The organism is Planktothrix rubescens CCAP 1459/22 (assembly GCA_904830895.1).
Lineage (GTDB): Bacteria > Cyanobacteriota > Cyanobacteriia > Cyanobacteriales > Microcoleaceae > Planktothrix > Planktothrix agardhii.
Map to the genome: position 1 here is coordinate 2,702,824 of LR882958.1, position 23,117 is coordinate 2,725,940.

19 protein-coding genes are annotated in these 23,117 nt (G+C 37.2%); 11 read left to right on the forward strand and 8 right to left on the reverse strand.

Annotated elements, in window-relative coordinates; all coding sequences use genetic code 11:
• Positions 1-3 precede the first annotated feature (3 nt).
• The gene (locus tag NMG86_RS12690; protein ID WP_026797779.1) at positions 4-243 is read left to right on the forward strand and encodes a hypothetical protein; all 240 of its coding nucleotides are present in this window, start codon (positions 4-6) and stop codon (positions 241-243) included.
• Here NMG86_RS12690 and NMG86_RS12695 read toward each other — a convergent pair.
• Positions 236-2,218 (reverse strand): ABC transporter ATP-binding protein, encoded by a 1,983-nt coding sequence (locus tag NMG86_RS12695; RefSeq protein ID WP_026786652.1) that lies wholly within the window; start codon positions 2,216-2,218, stop codon positions 236-238. The genes NMG86_RS12690 and NMG86_RS12695 overlap by 8 nt on opposite strands.
• A 112-nt stretch (positions 2,219-2,330) precedes the next feature.
• Here NMG86_RS12695 and NMG86_RS12700 point away from each other — a divergent pair, with 112 nt between their 5' ends.
• Positions 2,331-2,933: a Panacea domain-containing protein gene (locus NMG86_RS12700; RefSeq protein WP_026797780.1), complete on the forward strand. Its 603-nt coding sequence runs from the start codon at positions 2,331-2,333 to the stop codon at positions 2,931-2,933.
• 63 nt (positions 2,934-2,996) lie between these two features.
• Positions 2,997-3,314 carry a type II toxin-antitoxin system HicB family antitoxin gene (locus tag NMG86_RS12705; protein ID WP_233422975.1) on the forward strand — a complete coding sequence of 106 codons (318 nt, stop codon included), beginning with the start codon at positions 2,997-2,999 and terminating at the stop codon, positions 3,312-3,314.
• 44 nt (positions 3,315-3,358) lie between these two features.
• Here the strand turns inward: NMG86_RS12705 and NMG86_RS12710 are convergent, their stop codons facing one another.
• Positions 3,359-6,175, reverse strand: a complete 2,817-nt coding sequence (locus NMG86_RS12710) for a class I SAM-dependent DNA methyltransferase (protein ID WP_052338709.1) — start codon at positions 6,173-6,175, stop codon at positions 3,359-3,361.
• Positions 6,176-6,292: 117 nt separating this feature from the next.
• Complete coding sequence (locus NMG86_RS12715) at positions 6,293-10,090, reverse strand: class I SAM-dependent DNA methyltransferase (RefSeq protein WP_026797781.1); 3,798 nt, start codon at positions 10,088-10,090, stop codon at positions 6,293-6,295.
• A 465-nt stretch (positions 10,091-10,555) separates the two neighbouring features.
• On the opposite strand from NMG86_RS12715, the gene NMG86_RS12720 reads away from it, so the two are divergent.
• From NMG86_RS12720 to NMG86_RS12745, 6 genes are all read left to right on the forward strand, one after another.
• A complete protein-coding gene (locus NMG86_RS12720) occupies positions 10,556-10,924 on the forward strand; it encodes a slr0373 family blue light stress response protein (RefSeq protein ID WP_026786649.1) in 369 nt (122 codons plus the stop codon).
• 55 nt (positions 10,925-10,979) lie between these two features.
• Entirely contained in the window at positions 10,980-12,500 is a 1,521-nt protein-coding gene (ycf46, locus tag NMG86_RS12725) for a stress-responsive protein Ycf46 (protein ID WP_026786648.1), read from the forward strand.
• A gap of 153 nt (positions 12,501-12,653) precedes the next feature.
• A complete protein-coding gene (locus NMG86_RS12730; RefSeq protein WP_026786647.1) occupies positions 12,654-13,007 on the forward strand; it encodes a DUF1257 domain-containing protein in 354 nt (117 codons plus the stop codon).
• Positions 13,008-13,160: 153 nt separating this feature from the next.
• Complete coding sequence (locus NMG86_RS12735) at positions 13,161-13,841, forward strand: Crp/Fnr family transcriptional regulator (protein ID WP_026786646.1); 681 nt, start codon at positions 13,161-13,163, stop codon at positions 13,839-13,841.
• A gap of 104 nt (positions 13,842-13,945) precedes the next feature.
• Positions 13,946-15,733, forward strand: a complete 1,788-nt coding sequence (locus tag NMG86_RS12740; RefSeq protein WP_026797782.1) for a M61 family metallopeptidase — start codon at positions 13,946-13,948, stop codon at positions 15,731-15,733.
• Positions 15,734-16,094: 361 nt separating this feature from the next.
• A complete protein-coding gene (locus NMG86_RS12745; protein ID WP_052338710.1) occupies positions 16,095-16,910 on the forward strand; it encodes a hypothetical protein in 816 nt (271 codons plus the stop codon).
• Positions 16,911-16,964: 54 nt separating this feature from the next.
• On the opposite strand, the gene recR is transcribed toward NMG86_RS12745, so the two are convergent.
• Positions 16,965-17,600 carry a recombination mediator RecR gene (recR, locus tag NMG86_RS12750; RefSeq protein WP_043937471.1) on the reverse strand — a complete coding sequence of 212 codons (636 nt, stop codon included), beginning with the start codon at positions 17,598-17,600 and terminating at the stop codon, positions 16,965-16,967.
• 237 nt (positions 17,601-17,837) lie between these two features.
• Here recR and NMG86_RS12755 point away from each other — a divergent pair, with 237 nt between their 5' ends.
• Entirely contained in the window at positions 17,838-18,329 is a 492-nt protein-coding gene (locus NMG86_RS12755; protein ID WP_026786642.1) for a hypothetical protein, read from the forward strand.
• 70 nt (positions 18,330-18,399) lie between these two features.
• Here NMG86_RS12755 and hypB read toward each other — a convergent pair whose 3' ends face one another.
• The 4 genes from hypB to NMG86_RS12775 all read right to left on the reverse strand — a co-directional run bounded on the left by hypB (position 18,400) and on the right by NMG86_RS12775 (position 20,727).
• Positions 18,400-19,185, reverse strand: coding sequence for a hydrogenase nickel incorporation protein HypB (gene hypB, locus NMG86_RS12760; RefSeq protein WP_026786641.1), 786 nt, complete (start codon positions 19,183-19,185; stop codon positions 18,400-18,402).
• A 2-nt stretch (positions 19,186-19,187) separates the two neighbouring features.
• Entirely contained in the window at positions 19,188-19,529 is a 342-nt protein-coding gene (gene hypA, locus NMG86_RS12765; protein ID WP_026786640.1) for a hydrogenase maturation nickel metallochaperone HypA, read from the reverse strand.
• Between the two features lie 80 nt (positions 19,530-19,609).
• Positions 19,610-20,041, reverse strand: coding sequence for a hydrogenase maturation protease (locus NMG86_RS12770; protein WP_087882167.1), 432 nt, complete (start codon positions 20,039-20,041; stop codon positions 19,610-19,612).
• A gap of 215 nt (positions 20,042-20,256) precedes the next feature.
• A complete protein-coding gene (locus NMG86_RS12775) occupies positions 20,257-20,727 on the reverse strand; it encodes a DUF4079 domain-containing protein (RefSeq protein WP_026786638.1) in 471 nt (156 codons plus the stop codon).
• 114 nt (positions 20,728-20,841) lie between these two features.
• Between NMG86_RS12775 and uvrB the strand changes: the two genes are divergently transcribed.
• Positions 20,842-22,839: an excinuclease ABC subunit UvrB gene (gene uvrB / locus NMG86_RS12780; protein WP_026797784.1), complete on the forward strand. Its 1,998-nt coding sequence runs from the start codon at positions 20,842-20,844 to the stop codon at positions 22,837-22,839.
• The last annotated feature ends 278 nt before the right edge of the window (positions 22,840-23,117 follow it).

A 23,117-nucleotide genomic window follows, 5' to 3' on the forward strand; every position in this document is an offset into this window, starting at 1 on the left:
GCAATGTTTGAGAATCTTTTAGAGAAAGCTATTAGAAAAGTTGAAACTGTTCGTGAAATGATCAATACTAATGAGAGACTTAGGGCAATTGTTTCTGGAAATAACGCTCTATTGAATGATAGACTTAGGGCAGTTGTTTCTGAAAATAACGCTCTATTAAAGGAACTATCTTCTGGTTCAAAAGTTGGTTTAAAGTTTAACATTGATGCTCAAGAAGGATTCAAGCTTTATGTAATCAATTAAAGTTACTATTTCTAATATTTCCTGAAGGAATAGAAGCAATTAATTGACGGGTATAGGCTTGTTTGGGATAGCGATAAATTTCCTCGGCGGTTCCAGTTTCTTCGATTTTTCCTTGATTCATCACAATAATCCGATCGCTCATAAATTTAACCACACTTAAATCATGGGAAATAAAAATATAAGTTAGATTAAATTCCGATTGTAACTCTTTTAAGAGGTTCAAAACCTGCGCCTGTACCGACACATCTAGGGCGGAAACTGATTCATCACAAATAATAAATTTAGGGTTTAATGCTAAAGCTCTAGCAATACAAATCCGTTGTCTTTGTCCTCCTGAAAATTCATGGGGATAACGACGCATTAAATCAGGATTTAATCCCACTCTTTCCAATAAATAAGCCACGCGATCGCATTTTTCCTTAAAATTATTTCCCACTTGATGAATAATTAAAGGTTCCATTACCGCGTCTCCAATGCTGATTCTAGGGTCAAGGGAACTAAAAGGATCTTGAAAGATAATCTGCATATTTCGCCGCACCCAACGCATTTTATGATTAAATTGTTGTTGATTTCGATAATTTTTAAATCCACTAAATATAGCTGTTTCTAAATAAGGGGCGGTAATATCTTGACCTTCAAATAATACCTGACCACTCAAGGGCTTAATTAGTTGTAAAATTGCTCTGGCTAAGGTACTTTTTCCACAGCCCGACTCTCCCACTAATCCCAAGGTTTCCCCTGGATAAACCTCAAAAGAAACATCATTAACCGCCATAAATAACCGTTTAGTTTGACCCAATACTCCGGGTATTTTAAAACCAACTCTTAAATTTTTAACGGATAAAATTGGATTATCCGAGGGGAGACTCGGTAAAAAGGATTTAGAACTTAAAGCAATATTAGAAATATTATTATAAATTTTATTGACTTCTGCTTGAGGTTTTTCCCTAATTTCTTTTTCGCCATTTTCTAAGGTGACAACCTCCATAAAATCCGCCACCGTTGGTAATCTTACCGCCGGGTTATCTAAGGTAGGACGACAGGCTAATAATCCTTTAGTATAGGGATTTTGAGGGGCTGTAAAAATTTGCTGAATAGTTCCTGACTCGACTATTTTTCCCTGGAACATTACCGCCACTTGGTCAGCAATTTGAGCGATAATTCCCAAATCATGGGTAATAAAAATCATCGCCATTCCCCGATATTCTTGTAACTCTTGAAGTAACTCTAATATTGTTGCTTGTACGGTAACATCTAAGGCCGTTGTGGGTTCATCCGCAATTAATAATATCGGGTTACAAGAAATCGCCATAGCAATCATTACCCGTTGTAATTGTCCCCCCGATAATTCATGGGGATATCGATCTAACATAGCTCGTTTTTGAGCATTCACTTGTTGAATTACTTCTCTTTTTCTGGTGCGTTTATCTTGTAATTCCTGGGGAGAACGGGATGTTGCTTGATGGTTTTGTTCTTCTAATGCTTGCTGCATTAATTGATCATCACTTGGGAGTAATTTAACTTCCTGTAATAACGATGCTGCTTTCCACATCGCCTGTTTAGGGGATATTTTTTGATGCTGAATAATAGCTTCTGCTAACTGAAAACCAATGGTAAATACGGGATTCAGGGAGGTCATTGGTTCCTGAAAAATCATGGAAATTTGACCGCCGCGATAGGTTTGTTTTTGAGTTGATGAAAGTTGTAATAAATTAGCAGGTTGGGAATAGGGGTTATAGTCTTCAGATTCAGGAATTTGAAACCAAACTTCTCCATCAACTTGAGTGGTTGCGGTCGAAAGTAACCCCATAATTGCTAATGCTGTCACGGATTTTCCTGAACCGGACTCGCCCACAATTCCCAAGGTTTGTCCCCGTCCGACCTGGAAGGAAATGTCATCAACGGCGGTAAGCGTCCGTTCGTCGGTTTCAAACTCAACCCGCAGATTATTTACGTTCAGGACAGCATATTGCATGGAAGTTACCATTTTGATTAATTGTATTCTTGAATCAATTATGATACAATATAGATAGGTTTTAAAGGTTTGTCAAATTAACTCGTTCAATTTAGCTGGATAGGTTAGAGACATGATTAATTCTCTCAACATAGCTCGCTATTTTATTGTAAAAGCTTATCAGGATGGTATAGAAGCAGAAATGACAAATATGAAAGTACAAAAACTTTTATATTATGCACAAAGCTTATATTTAGCCCTCTATGATCAGCCTTTATTTGAAGAAGAAATTCAAGATTGGCGTTATGGCCCTGTTTGTCCTCCTGCTTATCAATATTATAGTGAATTTGAAGCCAATCAACTCCCAATTCCTGACGCAGAAATTATCTTAGAAATTCCTGATGATCAGAAGTCAGTTTTAGAAGAAGTTTGGGATTATTTTGGCGGGTATCACGCTTATAGATTAAGTGGGATGACTCACCTAGAATTTCCTTGGAAAAAAGCACGTCAGGGTTTATCCTCAGAAGCAAGATCAACTCAACCAATTTTGATTGAGGATATGAAAGCATTAGGATATCAAAAATTAGACGTTATAGAACGAGATCATCCGGCTTATGAACCTGTAATGTCTGAAGTTTTGAAAGATACTATAACTTCCGTAAATAATCAATCAGAACCTTCAACTCTTATTCATAAAGGAGAAGTGCGTGACTGGATTAACTCCCTTCTCGATTGAATCTTCTTTGCGATCGCTAATTATCCTGAATTTGAATTAAACTCATTATTAAGGAAACTTTAAATGATGTTAACAGATTATATTTACACAGCCATGAATCGAGCAAAATATGAGATATTAGATGATGGGATATTTTATGGAGAAATACCCGACTGTCAGGGAGTTTGGAGTAGTGCTAAAACCTTAGAACAATGTCGAGAAAATTTACAAGATGCGTTAGAAGGATGGATCATTTTAGGGTTACGTTTGGGTCATCAATTACCAATTTTAGACCATATTAACTCCTCTTGTTCCAATGCTCTGCATTGGAATACTAATCTTGAGGCTCTGCCTCAAATAATAATAGGAGGCGGAGCCTCCATGAATAGCATTTCTAGGTAGAACCTAGAAACGAGGGGGAAATCATGGGAATTGGATGATCTTTTTTAGGTTTTACCCTCAACTATTTTAATTTCTGCTTCTGTTAATCCATATAATTCATAAACCAGTTGGTCTATTTGTTGTTCTAAGGTATTATTTATTGAAGGATCATTGATTAATTTTGATGCTAAGTTTACCAGTTCATTTTGCTGTTTATCTGTAGGATTTAGGGGAATAGATATGGGTTCTAAATATTTTGTTTTAAAGCGAAAATAACCTCCTTGAACAATATTACCTGTATTTGATAAGAAAAACCACATCAGTCGAGAATTAAGAATAGCTAAAAAATATTCGATTCTTAAATGTACATCAGTTTTCAAAATTAATGCGTAGGTTGTGTCATTATGAAAATAGTTTCCTTCCCTATCTAAACTCATTTTTGTCCCCAAACAGATATCAGGAGTTAAAATTTTAGGACTATTTAAGTTAATGATTTGACGAGAATTCCATAAAGCATACCAAGCTGGATATTTCATTTTTGAACTTCCTCGTATTGATAACCTCTTTTCGTGGTTTTTTAAATATTGATAGGTTAAGGGATAATCTTCAACTAACTGTTTTTCTGGAATTAACATAGTACGCTTATTTAATAAATAATAGGGATAAATTATATAAAGATCAGAATTTTGATTTTTCCATTTTTTTATATTTTTTCCCGTTAGCAAAGGTTTACATATTTGTTTTTCTAGTTTAACCTGATTATTGAGTGCTTTAGAATAGCCGAAAATATGTTCTTCTAATTCAATACAATTATACAAATAAAATATATCATTATCTCCTGAGATAATTCCTTGAAAAATCCCTTCAAATATTGAATTAATGGGTTTACCTTTGGTTTTAACATGATCAATAATTTTTTGATGAATTTTAGAGTTACTTAAAGTCCATGAATTTTGATTTAATTCTCCGTAACTAAGTTTATTGAATTTTAAATATTCTCCAGATTTAAGCATTTCAGGATTAATTCTTATGAATTGCAGTTGGGAATTATTGCGGGAGAAAAAGGTAATACAAGTATAAGTTGTTGCATCTTCAAAAACCTTATGATCCTCAAAATGAATAATTTTATTAACAAACTGATTCTGTTTTAGATAGTCTCTTGTATTAGTAGCAAAGTCAGCAACTAAATATTTATGTGGAAGAATATATGCAGAATAGGAGGATTTTTTTGTAATTTGATTTAGAAGTTCAATAAATAGTACATAGATATCATATTTCCCATTAGCTATAAAATAATGATGATGATAAAATTCTTTATTAGAAACTTCTTGAAATCCCAGATAAGGCGGATTTCCCATCACCACATCAAAACCGATAAAATTACCATCATCATCCAAAATTTCAGGAAACTCAAACCGCCATTCAAACGCATTATTATAAATTTTACCGCTTTCAATATCAATACCACTTTTCTTTAACGCTGGTTTTAAGTCCGCATCCAAGGGAAAACGACTAATTAAAGAGTTACCGCACTTGATATTAATATCAATATTCGGTATGGTTTCTAATTCTGTGTAATTACTATCCGCTTTATAATAGGCATTTTTTAGTAATTCTATCCATAACCGTAACCGACATATTTTAACAGAGTTGGGGTTAATATCCACACCAAATAGGCAATTTTCTATAATTGTTTGTTTTTCGTGAAATAGGGTTTCTTGGATGCGTTGACTTTCTGGGTTTTGGGGAATATAGCTAAATAATTTATGATCTTCATCCGTGATTATTAACTGATCATTTTCTACCATTATTTGATATTCTTTTAATCGTCTTCCAGTTTGATCCTGTAGAATATTGAGATCATGTTTAATGGCGATAATTTCATTCAACGCTGACACTAAAAAATGTCCCGAACCCACCGCCGGATCACAAATTTTTAAACTATTAATAATTTGATTTGCTTCGGTTCTATCTTCTATTTTATTATATAAATCATCCAGATTTTGGCAATTCCAACTTTTAATTTCATTGAATTTCTGGACAACTGCTTTCCGCAAAGTTTCTCGACACATATACATGGTAATAAAACCAGGGGTAAAATATGACCCGTCTTTATAACCGTTAATTTTCTCAAAAATTAGTCCTAAAACCGAAGCATTAATCAGGGTTTTCTGTTCTTCTTGAATACCTTCTAAACCTTCGCTACTAAAATCATAAGCATCGAGAAACTCAAATAAATATTGTAGGGTATTCAGTTCTCCGGTGCGTTTATTTCCGTTAGAATCTTTTAAAACAGTTGTTGATAAAATTGGGAGTTTTTCGGTTCTCAGGTTACTAATAACTAGGGTTTGATGTTCGAGTTCTGTGGGTTCAAATAGTGAACTATTCAGATAGGGAATATTAGCAAAAATTGTTTTTATATCTTCCTGGCGTTGATTTCGTTTAACTGATAACACCTGAAAAAATAGACGGTTTAAATCATCGAAATCATGAATTTTATCTAAATTTAGAAAGGCAAAATTGCGATCGCCTTTGTAAGTAATTAGTTGAGATTCTAATAATTTTAAGAATAGAATCCGGTTTATCCAAGTAATTGATAATTCTAAAGCAATATTAAAAACCTGTTCGGTTGCAGTTTCTCCAAATTGTTCGGGTTTTTCCAGTCGGGAAATTTTATCTAAACTATCGAGTTGTAAAATAGCATTTTCCAGCAGTGAACCAGGATTTCTTTGTGCTTCGGTTTGACGTTTGATCAGTTTTTTATTCTTTTCTTTGGTTTCGGTTAAACCAATAATATGCAGTAATTCACTATAAAAACTTTTATCGAGAGTATTGCTATCGTTATTTAAGGTTTCTCTAGGTTGTCTTTGGTTATTTTTCATAGTCAAAATCACTAGAAATACGGGTTAAAGAAAGTACAAAGAAGGAAACACAAAGACACTAAGACACTAAGAAATGAAGATTATCAAGGGAAAATTAGGGAGAGTGGATAATCTTTTTTAGGTTTTACCCTCAACTATTTTAATTTCTGCTTCTGTTAATCCATATAATTCATAAACCAGTTGATCGATTTGTTGTTCTAATATTATTGTATCTGCATTGGGGTTAGATTGTTTGGCGGTGAGGATTTCATCAACAAGTGAAATAATAGGTTTACCTTGTTCTTTAGTTATGTTAGGAATTGGGATTTGTCCAAAATATTTCCAGATCAATTGATATCCATTTTGAATAGCTGTACAGTATTTTGAAATCAGCCACCAACCCATTTTTGAATTAAGAATCGCCAATAAAACTTTATCTTCTTTTGAAATAATCCACATAGAATCATTACAGTAAAGCCCTTGCTCATCATAAATAAAGCATGGTTTTACCTGAAATTTTTGATACATGATTTTAGGTTTTTCAAATTCTTGGTAATAATCTGAAGCGTATCTCTGCATTGCATACCATTCATATCGTACACCTGTTTCTGTTAAATTTCTTTTTTCAAGTTTTTCTTTGTAACCTAGCAAATGATTATAGATACTAGGATATTCTTGCTTAAACATTAATTCAGCTTCAACAGATGCTCCTTTTATATTTACATCATCTTGCAAAGGGAAATGCCAAGGTATGAATAGAAGATGTTTCTCAGCATTTGGAGTCAAATATTTTCCAACATCTCGTCCTTGTAATATTGATTTAATAACTTTCTTGTATTTAAGATTTTGAGATATTAACTCTATCTTTTTGGAATTGTCAATCAAAAATGCTTCTGTTAAACCTGTTACAATTCCTCGAAATGACTTGTTATCAACATATTCAGCTAATAAAACACATTTACTTTTTATTGTTGAAAGTAATTTTTGATCACCATCAGAAGAAATTACCCAAGTTTCATCATTTAAGGCTTCAACTGTTATTTGATTAGAGATACTTTCTATATATGAGCTAAATCCATTATGATAATTAAGTGTTTTCACAGCAGCAGAAATAAAATCAGCATTATTGCTTTGTTTTGAAGCATTAAGAATACAAGGATAAGTAGTTGCTTCTTCAAATACTTGTAGATAACCAAAATCAATAATTCCCTGGAGTTGATTTTCTAAAAATAAGATTCTTAATGCTTTCCCATAACCTGTTTGCATCCACTTATTAGGCATAATATAGCAGAAGTTCCCAAATCCTCTTAATATTTCAAACGCCTTTTCTACAAAAAATACATACAAGTCAGCAGTTCCCGAATAGGTTCTAAAATGAGTCTGTAAATATGGTTTTTGGGTTTTAATTTCTTCTTGTCGAATATAAGGAGGATTTCCAATCACAACATCAAAACCAATAAAATTAGCATCATCATCCAAAACTTCAGGAAACTCAAACCGCCATTCAAACGCATTTTCATAAATTTTACCACTTTCGATTTCCTCAATTTCCACCCTTAACTTATCAATCTCATTATTCAACTTAATAATTTTTTTCTCCCGCGCTTTTTGTTCGGTTTTAGTTTCCTCAAATAGCGAAAGTTGATTCTCTAAATTATAAACTTCCCCCTCTAACTGTCTTAACTTCGTTTTCTTGGGGTCAACTCCTTGAAGTGTGGTTTTGAAATTACTTTTAATACTATTAATTAACCTTTCCATATCCCGCTTTTGCTGTTTATTCTCCGCATGGCGATAGGTCTGGACAGCGTTTTGATAGGTTTCAATATCAATCCCACTTTTCTTTAACGCTGGTTTTAAATCCGCATCTAAGGGAAAACGACTAATTAAAGAGTTACCGCATTTAATATTAATATCAATATTCGGTAGAGTTTCCAATTCCGTGTAATTACTCTCCGGTTTATAATAGGCATTTTTTAATAATTCTATCCATAACCGTAACCGACAAATTTTAACCGAGTTGGGGTTAATATCCACACCTAATAAACAATTTTCGATAATTGTTTGCTTTTCATGAAATAGGGTTTCTTGGATGCGTTGACTTTCTGGGTTTTTCGGGGTATAGCTAAACGGTTGATGATCTTCATCGGTGATGATTAATTCATCATTTTCTACAATAACTTGATATTCTTTTAATCGTCTCCCGTTTTTATCCTGTAGAATATTCAGATCATTTTTAATTGCAATTATTTCATTCAACGCAGACACTAAAAAATGTCCTGAACCCACCGCCGGATCACAAATTTTGAGACTATTAATAATTTGATTTGCTTCGTTTCTATCTTCTATTTTATCATATAAATCATCAAGAGTTTGACAATTCCAACCTTTAATATCATTGAATTTCTGGACAACTGCTTTCCGTAAAGTTTCCCGACACATATACATGGTAATAAAACCAGGGGTAAAATATGACCCATCTTTATAACCGTTAATTTTCTCGAAAATTAGTCCTAAAACCGAAGCATTAATCAGGGTTTTCTGTTCTTCTTGAATACCTTCTAAACCTTCGCTACTAAAATCATAAGCATCAAGAAACTCAAATAAATATTGTAGGGTATTGAGTTCTCCGGTGCGTTTATTTCCGTTAGGATCTTTTAAGACTGTTGATGATAAAATCGGTAGTTTTTCGGCTCTCAGGTTACTAATAACTAGGGTGTGATGTTCGAGTTCGGTGGGTTCAAATAGGGAACTATTCAGATAGGGAACATTAGCAAAAATCTTTTTTACATCCGATTTTCTCTCACTAGATTTAACCGCTAATACTTGGAAAAATAACCGATCTAAATCATCAAAATTATGAATTTTATCTAAATTGAGAAAGGCAAAATTGCGATCGCCTTTATGATAAGTTATTAATTGAGATTCTAATAATTTTAAGAATAAAATCCGGTTTATCCAAGTAATTGATAGCTCTAAAGCAACATTAAAAACCTGGTCGGGTGCAGTTTCTCCAAATTGTTCGGGTTTTTCCAGTCGGGAAATTTTATCTAAACTATCGAGTTGTAAAATAGCATTTTCTAGCAGTGAAGCTGGATTTCTTTGTGCTTCGGGTTGACGTTTGATCAGTTTTTTATTCTTTTCTTTGGTTTCCGTTAGACCGATAAGATAGAGTAATTCACTATAAAAGCCTTTATCCAGGGTATTACTATCATTAGCAGTCGGTAATTTTAATAAATGTTGCGGGGAAAGTAACTTAAATAAAGCGATCAGTTTTTCATCATTTTCGGGGTTATCATCTCTAACAAATGCTTCATAGTCTTGAATATTAAAATAAGTGAATTGTAGTTCATTTTTAATCTTTTCAATGGCAGGTTTAGCAATTTCTTTATAGAAAAAATCGGTAGTTTTACCCGTTAAGCGTCCGGCGGCAAAATCTTCAAATTGTTGAATTAATTGTTTATTTTCACAAAAGTATTTCTCAAAAGTCTGAGCATCAAAAATAAACCATTCATTAATATTAGTAGCAATTAAATGTTTAATTTCTAGGTTATTATTGGTAATTCGTTCTCTCAAAAAATATAAAACTAACTCTTGCAATGCTTTGGCATTCAGGTTTTCAACCTTAACCATTTCCGCTTTATTTTTGGGTTTCTTGACTTCGAGAATAATACCTACACTGCTTTTAGAATCTTTTTGATTGTGAATAACTAGATCGTTGCGTTCTTTGGTATTAATAAAATAATTAGGACTATAATAGGTATTTTTCAGGAAATCAGCCATGAGATTTTTATGAAATTCTTCCGACTCCTTATCGTTGATGTGTTCGAGGAGATTAATCAAGTTAGCCTTGAATTTTTCAATATCACTGCGGCTGACTTTGACTTTCAGAAATGCTTTATTTAATGCTTCTCTCGGTTGTCTTTGGTTATTGTTCATGATCAGCAACAAAGTTACTCAACTATCTATATATAGCAGGGAATGGGTAATGGGTAAAAGACTTTCTCTGGTTCCAATGCTCTGCATTGGAATCCTAATCTTGAGGCTCTGCCTCAAATAATCATAGGAGGCGGAGCCTCCATCAATAGCATTTCTAGGTAGAACCTAGAAACGAGGGGAAATCTCTCGGAGATTCCTCTGGTTCCAATGCTCTGCATTGGAATCCTAATCTTGAGGCTCTGCCTCAAATAATCATAGGAGGCGGAGCCTCCATCAATAGCATTTCTAGGTAGAACCTAGAAACGAGGGGATAATGCGATCGCTAGTCAACCGCTATTCAACCGCCTACCCACACAATGTAACGAAATATTACAAAAATGCCGTCATAGAGGCATAACGTCTTGACATCTTGAAAAAGGTTCGTTATCTTGAGACACATACCCGGGTACACAAGTTCACAGTCTTATGCAAAATAAGCAAAAAGTCACTCTCTATATTCCGCCAGAACTGCATCGCAAATTAAAAATAAAAGCGGCAGTTGAATCAGAGCCGATGTCATCCATTGCTGAACGGGCGATTGTTTTTTACCTGAACAATTCCGAGTTAGTCGATGAAGTGGAGGCATCCTATGGACAAGCCCATCGGGTTTACTCCTGTCCAGACTGTTCCAGTTCCATCATCCTCAAGGAAGGGGAATTGACCTCCCTGAGAGAGCAACCCAGCATCCTATCCGATGACGAACTACCAGTCGGGTCTGTGAGAGAGATGGAATCTAGCACAGCCCAATCAGGAGAGGAAAAACTGGTTCCCTGCTCAATCCCTAGCTTGATCTAAAGTTAGGACTAGCAAATTCTGTAAACGTTAAACCGTCTCTATTGGATCGAGGACTATGCAAGAAGAACTCAGTATCTTAATTGAAGCCCGATATCCTCTGATCTACCTCGTTACTTCCGAGGAAGAGCGGTCTGAGCAGGCTATAGCTAAAATCGCACAAGCCAAGCGCCAGAGAGAGGTTTATGTGTGGACAGTCACTCGCGGTTTAGTCAAATACGATCAGACCAGAACGGCGGTTCAATCTAACACAGTCTCTCCACAAGCGGCGATTGAGTGGGCGATTCGGCACAAAGAGCCTAACGTAAGCGGAAGTATCTATATATTTAAGGATTTGCATCCCTTCAAGGATTCCCCTGAAGTGACCCGGTGTTTGCGGGATGCGATCGCCAGTTTCAAAGGCACAAATAAGACCATCATCTTAATGTCGCCGATCCAATCCATTCCTATCGAGCTAGAGAAAGAAGTTGTGGTTCTGGACTTCGCTCTACCCGATATGAAAGAACTGAATTTAGTCTTAACCTCCCAACTGGAACAAGCTCGGTCTCGACGTTTAACCACCGAAGGACGAGAAAAACTGCTCAAAGCAGCTTTAGGCTTAACCCAGGATGAGGCCGAAAAAGTCTACCGCAAAGCCCAAGTCACCGCCGGACGTCTGACGGAAGAAGAAGTGAATGTTGTTCTCACCGAAAAGAAACAACTAATTCGACGCAATGGCATTTTAGAATACATTGATGTCGATGAAACCATAGATTCCGTAGGCGGTTTAGAAGAACTGAAACGCTGGTTACACCAACGTTCCAACGCCTTCACCGAAAGAGCAAGGGAATATGGTCTACCTCAACCCAAGGGGATGTTAATTTTAGGGATACCCGGATGCGGAAAGTCCCTAATTGCTAAAACCACCTCTCGGTTATGGGGATTACCCTTACTCCGGTTAGATATGGGTCGGGTCTATGACGGTTCTATGGTAGGTCGTTCCGAAGCCAACCTCAGAAACGCCTTAAAGACGGCCGAATCAATCTCCCCCGTGATTTTATTTATCGACGAATTAGATAAATCCTTTGCGGGTAGTGGCGGATCAGCAGACTCCGATGGTGGAACCTCAAGCCGGATCTTTGGATCATTCCTGACCTGGATGCAGGAAAAAAGCTCTCCTGTATTTGTCATGGCAACGGCCAACCGCGTCGAACGCCTACCTGGGGAGTTCCTCAGAAAAGGTCGATTTGATGAAATCTTCTTTGTGGATCTACCAACCCAAGAAGAACGCCAAGATATTTTTAAAATTCATCTGTCCAAACGCCGCCCGGAAATCGAACGCTTCGACATAGAACAACTGTCTAAGGTTTCCGAAGGCTTTTCTGGAGCAGAAATTGAGCAGGCCGTAATCGCTTCGATGTACGAAGCCTTTGCTCAAGACCGCGAGTTTACGCAGCTTGATATCATTGCCGCGATTAAGTCCACGATGCCCTTGTCCAAGACCATGAACGAACAGGTCACAGCACTACGAGATTGGGCAAGACAGCGTGCACGTCCGGCTGCGTCGTCCGTCGCTGAATATCAGCGCATGGAGTTCTAAAGGCTTACTCCTAGTCCAAATAGGAGTTAAGGCTAGTCCCCAAAACCGACTAGCAGTTCCCAAAACCAAAAAAAGCCGTCCCCTCTTATAAAGACGGCATTGATTCTAACCAAACCGTTGTTGTTTCGTTTTCAGTTCACGGAGGATACCGAAATGTCTCACTTTAGCACACTGCGTACTAAAATCGCCGATTCTGAAATCCTGAAAGCTTCTCTGAGTGATATTGGTATTAGCACTAAAACTAATGCTGATGTTCGTGGCTATAATGGCCAACGGGTTCGTGCCGACTTGGTTGCAGTCCTTGAAGGCGAATATGACCTCGGTTGGTCTCGCAACAGCGATGGTACTTTCGATTTAATTGCTGATCTGTGGGGTGTGGCTAAAAAACATAACCAAACCGAACTGATCAACTCTATTAATCAAAAATACGCCGTTAATAAGACCTTAGCTGATGTTAAACAGCGCGGTCTGCAAAACGCCAACGTGAAATTGGTTGTCCAAAAATAGTTGGTCTAAGCGTTCCCAAGCTTGCGGGTTAACCTGAATTTATCGGGGTTAACCCGTTTTTCTATTTGCAACTAGATCAATTTATGAGATATTTTGGTAATATTCATCATAGTAGATCGGTAATCTACTAATTAAAAAACGTAGCAAATTCTCATGCAAACTGAAGCTTTTAGCGAGCTTTTTCCACTATTCAAAGGGGCCAATCCTGAAACATTAGAATGGCTGTTATCCGTTGCTGTCAAACATGAATATCCGGCTGATAGGGCGGTGGTCATGGAGGATGCTTGGGGAAATGCAGTTTATTTTGTCGTTTCTGGATGGGTGAAAGTCCGACGGTTATCGGGGGATGAAGTTGTCACATTAGCCATTTTGGGGCGAGGAGATTTCTTTGGAGAAATGGCGATTTTAGATGAATCTCCCCGGGCCAATGATGTGATCGCCCTATCTTCGGTGCGGTTAATTAGTGTTTCGGCTCAACGCTTTATCCAGACGCTGTTTAAAGATCCCCAACTTCACCATAGAATGTTGCAGTTGATGGTGCGTCGTTTGCGTCAAACCAACCAACGGTATCAAATTCGTCACCGACCTCCGGCGGTTAAACTCGCCAATACCTTGGTAGAATTAGCTGAAAATTACGGTCAGCCCACGGAAAAAGGGGCGGATATTTTTAATATTCCTTTCCAAGATTTAGCGGATGTTACGGATATTTCTTTAGAAGAAACAACTAAAATTATGGATAAAATTATGAGTAAAGGATGGATGAATATTGATGAAGAAAAACAAATGATTCATTTACTCAATCTCAAACATTTAAACCATCTTTCTAGCCAATAAATCCCAAATATTCAACGCTAAAATTCAGCGTTGTTAATTTTCCCTTCTCTTTGACGGAGGGGAAAATTATTGTTTATTAACAATTTTTTTTATCTATAAAAATCATGACTGAAGCAACTCAAACCCGTCCTGATTATCAAGCTACAATTATTCCTAGCTTACAGTATTGGGTAGCTATCCCCAAACCAGAATCCCATTTATTTGAAGTCACCTTACGGATTCAAAAAGATATTATTTCATCCTCCGTATTAGATTTAAAAATGCCCGTTTGGACTCCGGGCTCCTATTTAGTGCGGGAATATTCCCGACATTTACAGGATTTTGCTGTTCGTGACCAGGATGGAAGCCCTTTAAATTGGCAAAAAATTAGTAAAAATCATTGGCGAATTACAACTAATTCCGCCACAGAAATCACAGTTGATTATCGAATTTTTGCGAATGAATTAAGTGTAAGAACCAATCATTTAGATAGTTCCCATGGTTATTTTAATGGGGCGGCTTTGTTTTTATATGTACCAGAATATAAACAACAATCAATTCAAGTCACCATAGAACCCCCTAAAAATTGGATAGTTAGCACCACTTTACCCCCGGTTTCCCATCAACCTAATACGTTTTATGCTCCTGATTTTGATACCTTAGTTGATAGTCCCTTTGAAATTGGAACCCATCGTTTATATGAATTTGAAATCGAGGGAAAATCCCATCAATTAGCTATTTGGGGCGAAGGAAATCTTAATCCTGAAAGGTTAATTACGGATTTCCAAAAAGTTATCGCCATAGAATCGGAATTATTTGGCGGACTCCCCTACGAACGCTATTTGTTTTTATTACATCTTTCTAATCATGGTTTTGGAGGCTTAGAACATAAAGAATCTTGCTCTTTAATTTATTCTCGATTTGGCTTCCGTAGCCCCGATAAATATAATAGATTTATGCAGTTAGTCGCCCATGAATTTTTCCATTTATGGAACGTTAAACGCATTCGTCCGAAAGCATTAGAAGTGTTTGATTATGAACAGGAAAATTATACTCCTTCCCTGTGGTTTTCCGAAGGAACAACCAGTTATTATGATATGGTAATTCCCTATCGGGCGGGAATTTTTGATGTTAAAGGCTTTTTTCATGCTATTTCTAAAGAAATTACTCGCTTACAAACCATTCCCGGGCGGTTAGTTCAACCATTAAGTGAATCGAGTTGGGATACTTGGATTAAACTTTATCGGCGAGAATCCCATAGTGATAATAACCAAATTTCCTATTATTTAAAAGGAGAATTAGTTTCATTTTTACTGGATTTATTGATTAGAAGTAAACATGGAAATTCCCGTTCTTTGGATGATGTAATGCGCCAAATGTGGAAAGAATTTGGTCAACCGGAAATTGGCTTTACTCCCGAACAATTAGAACAGATTATAGAGTCCGTTGCGGAAACATCTTTAAGCGATTTTTTCCAACAATATTTGTATGGAATTACCGAACTTCCCTATAATGAATATTTAGAACCCTTTGGTTTACAATTAATTGCAGAAACCACCGATGAAACCCCCTATTTGGGTTGTAAAGTTGCATCGGAAAAAGGCAAAGAAATCATCAAATTTGTAGAAACGGATAGTCCCGCCGAAACCGCCGGATTAGATATTAATGATGAACTTTTAGCTTTAAATGGATTTAAAGTAACCTCCGACCAATTCCATGAACGTTTAAAAGATTACAAACCTGGGGATATAATAGAATTAACATTTTTTCATCAAGATTTGTTGCGAACTTGTCAAGTTACCTTAACCTATCCCCGTCCTAATCATTACAAAATTATTTCCGTAGCCCAACCCACCCCCCAACAAAAACGAAACTTTGAAGGTTGGTTAGGTTGTCCCTACCACAATTTATAGCCGTCACACAAAGGTGATGAAATCTTTTCTTTCCCATTACCTATCACGGATTTAAGAAGATTACGCAGATTAACACAGATTAAAATCCGTGAAATCCGTGAAATCCTCTTAAATCCGTGATCCCTGTTTCCTTCTATATGACATAATTAGGGGGAAATATTCACAGGTTAGGTTAATGGAAGTTCCGCATCCCCCTTCGATTACACCCCGTCAAAAGCACAACTGATTGAAACCATTACTCGTAAATTAGGAGAATTTATTCAGAAATAAAAGATGATTCAATAGATAGGGGATAACTTCTAAATCCCCTTTATATTTTTCAAGAAAAAACCGGATTATCGAGTTAAAAATGTCAAATTCTATGAATGACATCAATAAACAAGCTCACAAAGGCCGTATTGCAGCTATCATTGAAATTCTTAATCAAGAAATGACTGATTTAGGGGTAACTAATCGGGCTATTTATATCAATAATATCTTGCAATTGCTGTGTGAAGCGAAGAATGCTGAATCCTTAGAAAAATCAATAGTTGTTAGTAAAGTTCGTGGGATTTTAGAATCAATTTCACCCCATAATATTCGTCGAGTTCATATTAATAGTCGTATCCGACAAGAAAAGCAATTACTCTGGTTAGAGGATATTACTCAAGATCCTGAAAATCAACTATTATGGTCGGAAGAAATTATTCTTAAAAAACCTAATATTTTTTATAAAATTCCAGGTTCAAATCCAAGAGATTCCGCCATTGAATCCTTATCTAATCAACCCAAATCTAGTCAAATACAACAAAATTTAATTTGGGCTATTGCTGTTACTGTAGTATTAATATTAATGGGATTTCTTCTGTATAATGCCTTACAATTTCAATTATTAGAATCCCTACAATCTCAGCCACAAAATGATATAGAATCTTCTCCTCAACCGCCAGAAACTTTATCTTCAGCCCAACAATTTAGTCGCGGAGTAAAAATCGCAGAAGAAGCCGCCGCCGAGGGAAAATTTGCTGATACCCGTCAAGAATGGTTAGAAATAGCCCAGAAATGGCAGCAAGCCGCCGATTCTATGGAAGTAGTTTCTCCCGATTTTGAACGCTATGCTACCGCCCAAAATCGGGCTGCATTATATCGTCGCAATCAAGAACAAGCTCAACAAGAAGCTGACGCGATGAATAATTAAGGTTTTTTGGTAAAACCCAAGTCTAAATCAAGAAACTCTGCGGGTGGGTATTCTTTAATCCAACTCCCGCCGCCCTTCTAATGCTCGGGCTAAGGTAATTTCATCGGCATATTCTAACTCGCCTCCCATGGGTAAACCAAAGGCAATTCTAGTTACTCTCGTAAAAGGTCTTAATAGTTGACCGATATATAAAGTCGTGGTTTCCCCCTCAACACTGGGACTAATAGCAATAATCACTTCTTTAATTTGTTGTTGACTCACCCGACGCACTAGGGGTTGAATGGTTAATTGTTCGGGGCCAACCCCATCCATAGGAGAAATTACCCCACCCAAAACATGATATTTACCCTTATATTCCCGGGTTTTTTCTAAAGCGATGACATCCCGGGAGTCGGAAACCACACAAATTGTATCGGGGTCGCGTTGAGGGTTGCGACAAATATCACAAACGGGTTCAGCCGAAAGATGGAAACAAACCTGACAAAAACCGACTTGCTGTTTAGCATCCAATAACGCCTGGGCTAAGGCTTGCACATCTTCATCAGGACGCTTAATAATATGCAGCGCTAGGCGTTGGGCAGTTTTTGGCCCCACACCGGGTAAATGCTGTAATTGCTCAATGAGTCGAGCTAAGGGACGAGTATAAACCGTCGGACTTCCTCCAATTCCAAACCGTAGTAAGCCCTTCATGGCTTTCTGAGAGAGTCCTAAAGGACTCACTACAAACCGTAGTAAGCCCTTCATGGCTTTCTGAGAGAGTCCTAAAGGACTCACTACATCTTACCTTAAAAATTCCCCCTCTCCTTCCCGACCTATCTATTCGGTTTCCGCATAGAAACTATGCTCAATAGGTTTTGATTGTTTGAAGAAGTGTGACTAAGCTAGGGACAACGGACAACAAAAACGAATAACTTAAATAAAATCTGTATGTTTGAATTAATCCCCTTTCATAAATTCCGCGATACTCCCAGTGTTCGTTTTTTTGATATTACCATTGCCAATTCTAACGCCCGCGATTTAGTATTCCATGAGGGGCCAGCTATTAGCCCGAATAACACCGAAACTGGATATTGGCAATTTTATCTTCATCCCCATCAAGAAGATAATTTGTTAGCAGTGAGTGGGGGACGTACTTTTTATTTAGTTAATTTTACTTGGAAAAATCCCTATCATATTGTTAGATTAGATGCTAACCGTCACATTTTAAGGATTCCCCCCGGAACGTTCCATCGTTCTGTATCAGACCCCGATGGTTCTTTGGTATTAAACCAAGCCGTTAGAACTGCTGAAGCTACTATTAAAAGTGAGTTTCGGGTTTATAATAGTTTTGAAATTCCCCGTTTACTCAGAGTTACTTCTAAATTCGGCCCTGAACCAATTCTACATGGTTTTGATCAGGAAGAACGACAAGCGGCTTAAATTGGACTTTGACTAGAGAAACTGGATTTCTTCAAGAAACTCGGTTTCTCTGTCTCTCCAGTGTAAATAGCTAATTAATCTTTAATTCTAAAATCTGTTGCTCTAAAAATTGATACCATTCATTCATCCCAACACCTGTTTTAGCAGAAACTTCAAAAATTCGAGCTTGGGGAACAATTTTTTTAATATTATTTAAGGCTAATTCTCGATCAAAACCCACGACTTCCGCAATATCAATTTTATTAATAATTACCACATCAGCAGTTTTAAATAATGTCGGATATTTCAAGGGTTTATCTTCCCCTTCCGTGACGGAAAGTAAAGCAATTCGTTGATTTTCTCCTAAGTCATAGGCCGCCGGACAGACTAAATTTCCGACATTTTCAATAATTAATAATTTGACTGAATCTAAGTTAATTTCAGAAAGGGCTTTAGCGATCATATCCGCTTCCAAATGACAAACATTTCCGGTGGTAATTTGAACCACTTGCGCCCCCGACCGTCTGAGTCTTTGAGCATCATTATCGGTGGCTAAATCTCCAACAATTACAGCCCCAGGAAGATAGGAATTAATATCAGTTAGAGCCCGTTCAATAAAAGCGGTTTTTCCCGAACCAGGGGAGGATAAAACGTTTAAAACAAATAGTCCTTTACCCCAAAAAAAGCCTCGATTTCGTTCTGCTAATCGTTCATTTTTAGAGAGAATAGCTTCGTGAATTGTTAAGGTTTGATGGGGATGTTCATGATCAGAATGTTGATCATGGTGATGATCATGGGTGTGGAGATGGTCGTGATGATCATGACTATGGATTTCAATTGTTCCAGGGGTAACAGCGCAACCGCAATTTGTACACATAATCAAGAAACCTCTAAAGATGTTAATTCTAACTCTTTTCCCTGAAGAATATCAAGGCTATATTGATGACAATGGGGACATTCATAAATATAATCGTCCGGCTGAAATTCAACCTGACAATTATGACAATAACAGCGAACAGAAATTGAATCGATTTCAAAAATAGCGGTTTCTGCCATTGTTCCTTTCGCCACCACATCAAAGGCAAATTCTAACGCCTCTGGGATAACTCCCGATAGAGCCCCTACTTTCATTTTAAGCCAATGAATTTGAGTTGCCCCTTGTTGTTTAGCATGGTTTAAGGCAATCTCTAGGGTTTGTTCCATAATACTAACTTCGTGCATAATTATTTGTAGTAACCTCTTTAGGGTTTTTTTTGAGTCCTGAAGGACTCACTACGGTTGGTTTTAATTATAACTTATTTTTAGGTTTTATTGATAAAAGTTTTAATAATTCTTAAAGCCTCTTGGATGCCTTGTTGAGCTTTTTGCGAAAGGCTTTCAGAGAGTTCAAAATTTTCGCCAGGAATAGCAATTAACCATGATTGGGGTTGCTTTTGATAGAGAAATTGGGTTAAGGATAAAAGCGATCGCGGATTTAAAGAATGTCCCCAATTAAATAAATCTGAGGGTAAAGGTTCTAAGGAGGTAATATTAACCGTCTTCCCTTCTAAACTCGCATCGACAAAAATTACTGTATCCACTTCAGCCATTTCTGCTGCAACTTCCGGGGTGAGTTGATGCAGAGAAAGCGATCGCACATTCATTAAATTCAACTGTTCCAATTCAGTAATTACCGCTTGACCAATCCCATCATCCCCTCGAATGGGGTTCCCATATCCCACAATTAAAATCATATTATTTTCTATAGTTAGTATTGGGAAATAATCAAAATTAATCACTTTAAATTTAGAAGTTTTTAACCTTTATTTGAATCATAGTAAGTGTTTAATTTTATTCAATTACTTTCGGGTTAAGCTGTACTCTCATTAAATGGGATAATTCTTAATTTCTTACACCTGACTTAACCCAATTGTTGAGAGTAACAGCCTATTTCCTATTCCCTCCGGGATCACATTTTACTAATAATTCGTTGGACGATTTCGACTCCGGTAATAGCTTGCCAAGCAAACAGTCCCAGGATGATAGTATTCAGGGTAATATGACTATATCTCGCCCAATTAACTCCTTTTTGCATATAGGGAGTTAAGGAAGCAGAAATCGCAATCATTCCGGTCATTCCCAGTCCCGCCAATAAGTGGGGGCCAACAAACAGTTTCCCGTTGTTAATATAAGTCACACCCATGCCACCAATACTTCCTAACACCATTAAAGCCAGCAAAACTGAGCCAATTTGGTGATGTTTAATATTGAATTTTCCCTTAATTAACTCTTTTTTGGTGTCTCCGTCCGCTTCCCGGGTACGACGAATTTGTACCCCCAAATACATCGCATAAATAGATAATCCTAACAAAATCCACATCAACACCGGATGAAAAAAATTCAGCCAAGGTTTAATCGAGACTAGAATCGGCGAATCCATAATGTCCTCTCAGCAAGCCACAAAACTTAATAAAAATTAGCATACACCAGTTAACAGTCGCCCGTCTATGATATCCTGCTGCTATTCTAGTTGAATCCTTAATCAAGTTTGGCAATGAAACCCTTTAAACTTCATGCCCCCTTTCAACCCCAGGGAGACCAGCCCCAGGCGATCGCCCAACTTACCGATAATATTCAAAACGGGCAACCCTTCAGCACCCTATTGGGGGCAACGGGAACCGGAAAAACCTTTACCATCGCCTCGGTAATCGAAAAAATCGGACGTCCGACCCTAGTTTTAGCCCATAACAAAACCCTCGCCGCCCAATTATGTAACGAATTTCGGTCATTTTTTCCTGAGAATGCTGTCGAATATTTTATCAGTTATTACGACTATTATCAACCGGAAGCCTATCTTCCTGTTACAGATACTTATATTGAAAAAACCTCATCAATTAATGAAGAAATTGATATGCTACGCCATTCCGCTACCCGCTCATTATTTGAACGGCGAGATGTGATTGTTGTCGCTTCCATTAGTTGCATTTACGGGTTAGGAATGCCAGCCGAATATTTAAAAGCTGCTATTTCTTTGCAGGTGGGAGAAGAAGTTGATCAACGGGAATTATTACGGGAATTAGTATCGGTACAATATACCCGCAATGATGTTGAGTTAACTAGGGGAAGGTTTCGGGTGAAAGGAGATGTTTTAGAAATTGGCCCCGCTTATGAAGATCGAATTATTAGAGTGGAATTTTTTGGGGATGAAATTGAAGCAATTCGTTATACAGACCCGGTGACGGGGGAAGTTTTGCAAAGTTTAGACTGTTTAAATATTTATCCCGCCCGACATTTTGTTACTCCAGAAGACCGTTTAGAAACAGCTTGTGATGACATAGAGCAGGAATTAAAACAACAGGTAACAGCACTAGAAAGTCAAAGTAAACTATTAGAAGCACAACGGTTATCCCAACGCACCCGTTATGATTTGGAAATGTTGCGGGAGGTGGGATATTGTAATGGGGTGGAAAACTATTCTCGTCAGTTAGCTGGTAGACAAGCGGGAGAACCTCCAGAATGTTTAATTAATTATTTTCCCAATGATTGGTTATTAGTTGTGGATGAATCTCATGTCAGTGTGCCTCAAATTCGGGGAATGTATAATGGCGATCAAGCGCGGAAAAAAGTCTTAATTGATCATGGATTTCGTTTACCTAGTGCGGCGGATAATCGTCCGTTAAAAGCGGAAGAATTTTGGCAAACAGTGAATCAGTGTATTTTTGTTTCCGCGACGCCGGGAGATTGGGAAATTGAGCAATCTCAAGGTCAAGTGGTGGAACAAATTATCCGTCCGACGGGAGTAATTGACCCAGAAGTTTTTGTCCGTCCCACTTCAGGACAGGTGGATGATTTATATGGGGAAATTCAAGAACGAGTTATCAGAGATGAGCGGGTTTTGATTACGACCTTAACCAAAAGAATGGCGGAAGATTTAACCGAATATTTGCAAGAAAGGGGAGTTAAGGTTAGATATCTGCATTCAGAAATCCAGTCTATTCAAAGGATAGAGATTATTCAAGGATTACAAAATCGAGAGTTTGATGTCTTAATTGGGGTGAATTTATTACGGGAAGGCTTGGATTTACCCCAGGTGTCTTTGGTGGCTATTTTAGATGCAGATAAAGAGGGGTTTTTGCGATCGCATCGCTCACTAATTCAAACTATCGGACGAGCAGCGCGGAATATCCGAGGACAGGCGATTTTATATGGGGATAATTTAACCAAAAGTATGATTAAGGCAATTGATGAAACTAACCGACGGCGGGAGATTCAACGGAAATACAATCAAAAACATGGGATTATTCCCCAACAAATTATTAAAAAATATAGTAATTCTATTTTAGAATTTTTGGATGTATCTCGACGGTTAAATGCTCAAACCACAGCGAAACAGATAGAAACCTTTGAGGAGTTTCCCTTGGAAAGTATTCCCGATTTAATCATCCAATTAGAAACTCAAATGAAGACGGCGGCGAAACAGTTGGAATTTGAAGAAGCAGCTAAGTTGCGAGATCGGATTAAACAGTTACGCGATAAATTGCTTGGACATTAGGGTTTTAAAAAACCACAAAGACACTAAGACACGAAGAAGGAGAAGGGGAAACTCCATTTTTGGAGTCTGTTGCACAAAATGTGCTTTTTGTCAAGATACCTATTTTGAGCTTGTGGTTTTTAGCCTAAAATTGGTGCATCATCTTTCCTTAATTGTGTCAGGAAATCAAGATATTTGACGATAGAATAGGAGTCCTAGCTTCTGTTTTAGGCTTTAGACACAGTAAACCCTTGAGAGGTATTTCCTTAACTATACCAGAACCCCCATGATTCCGTCAA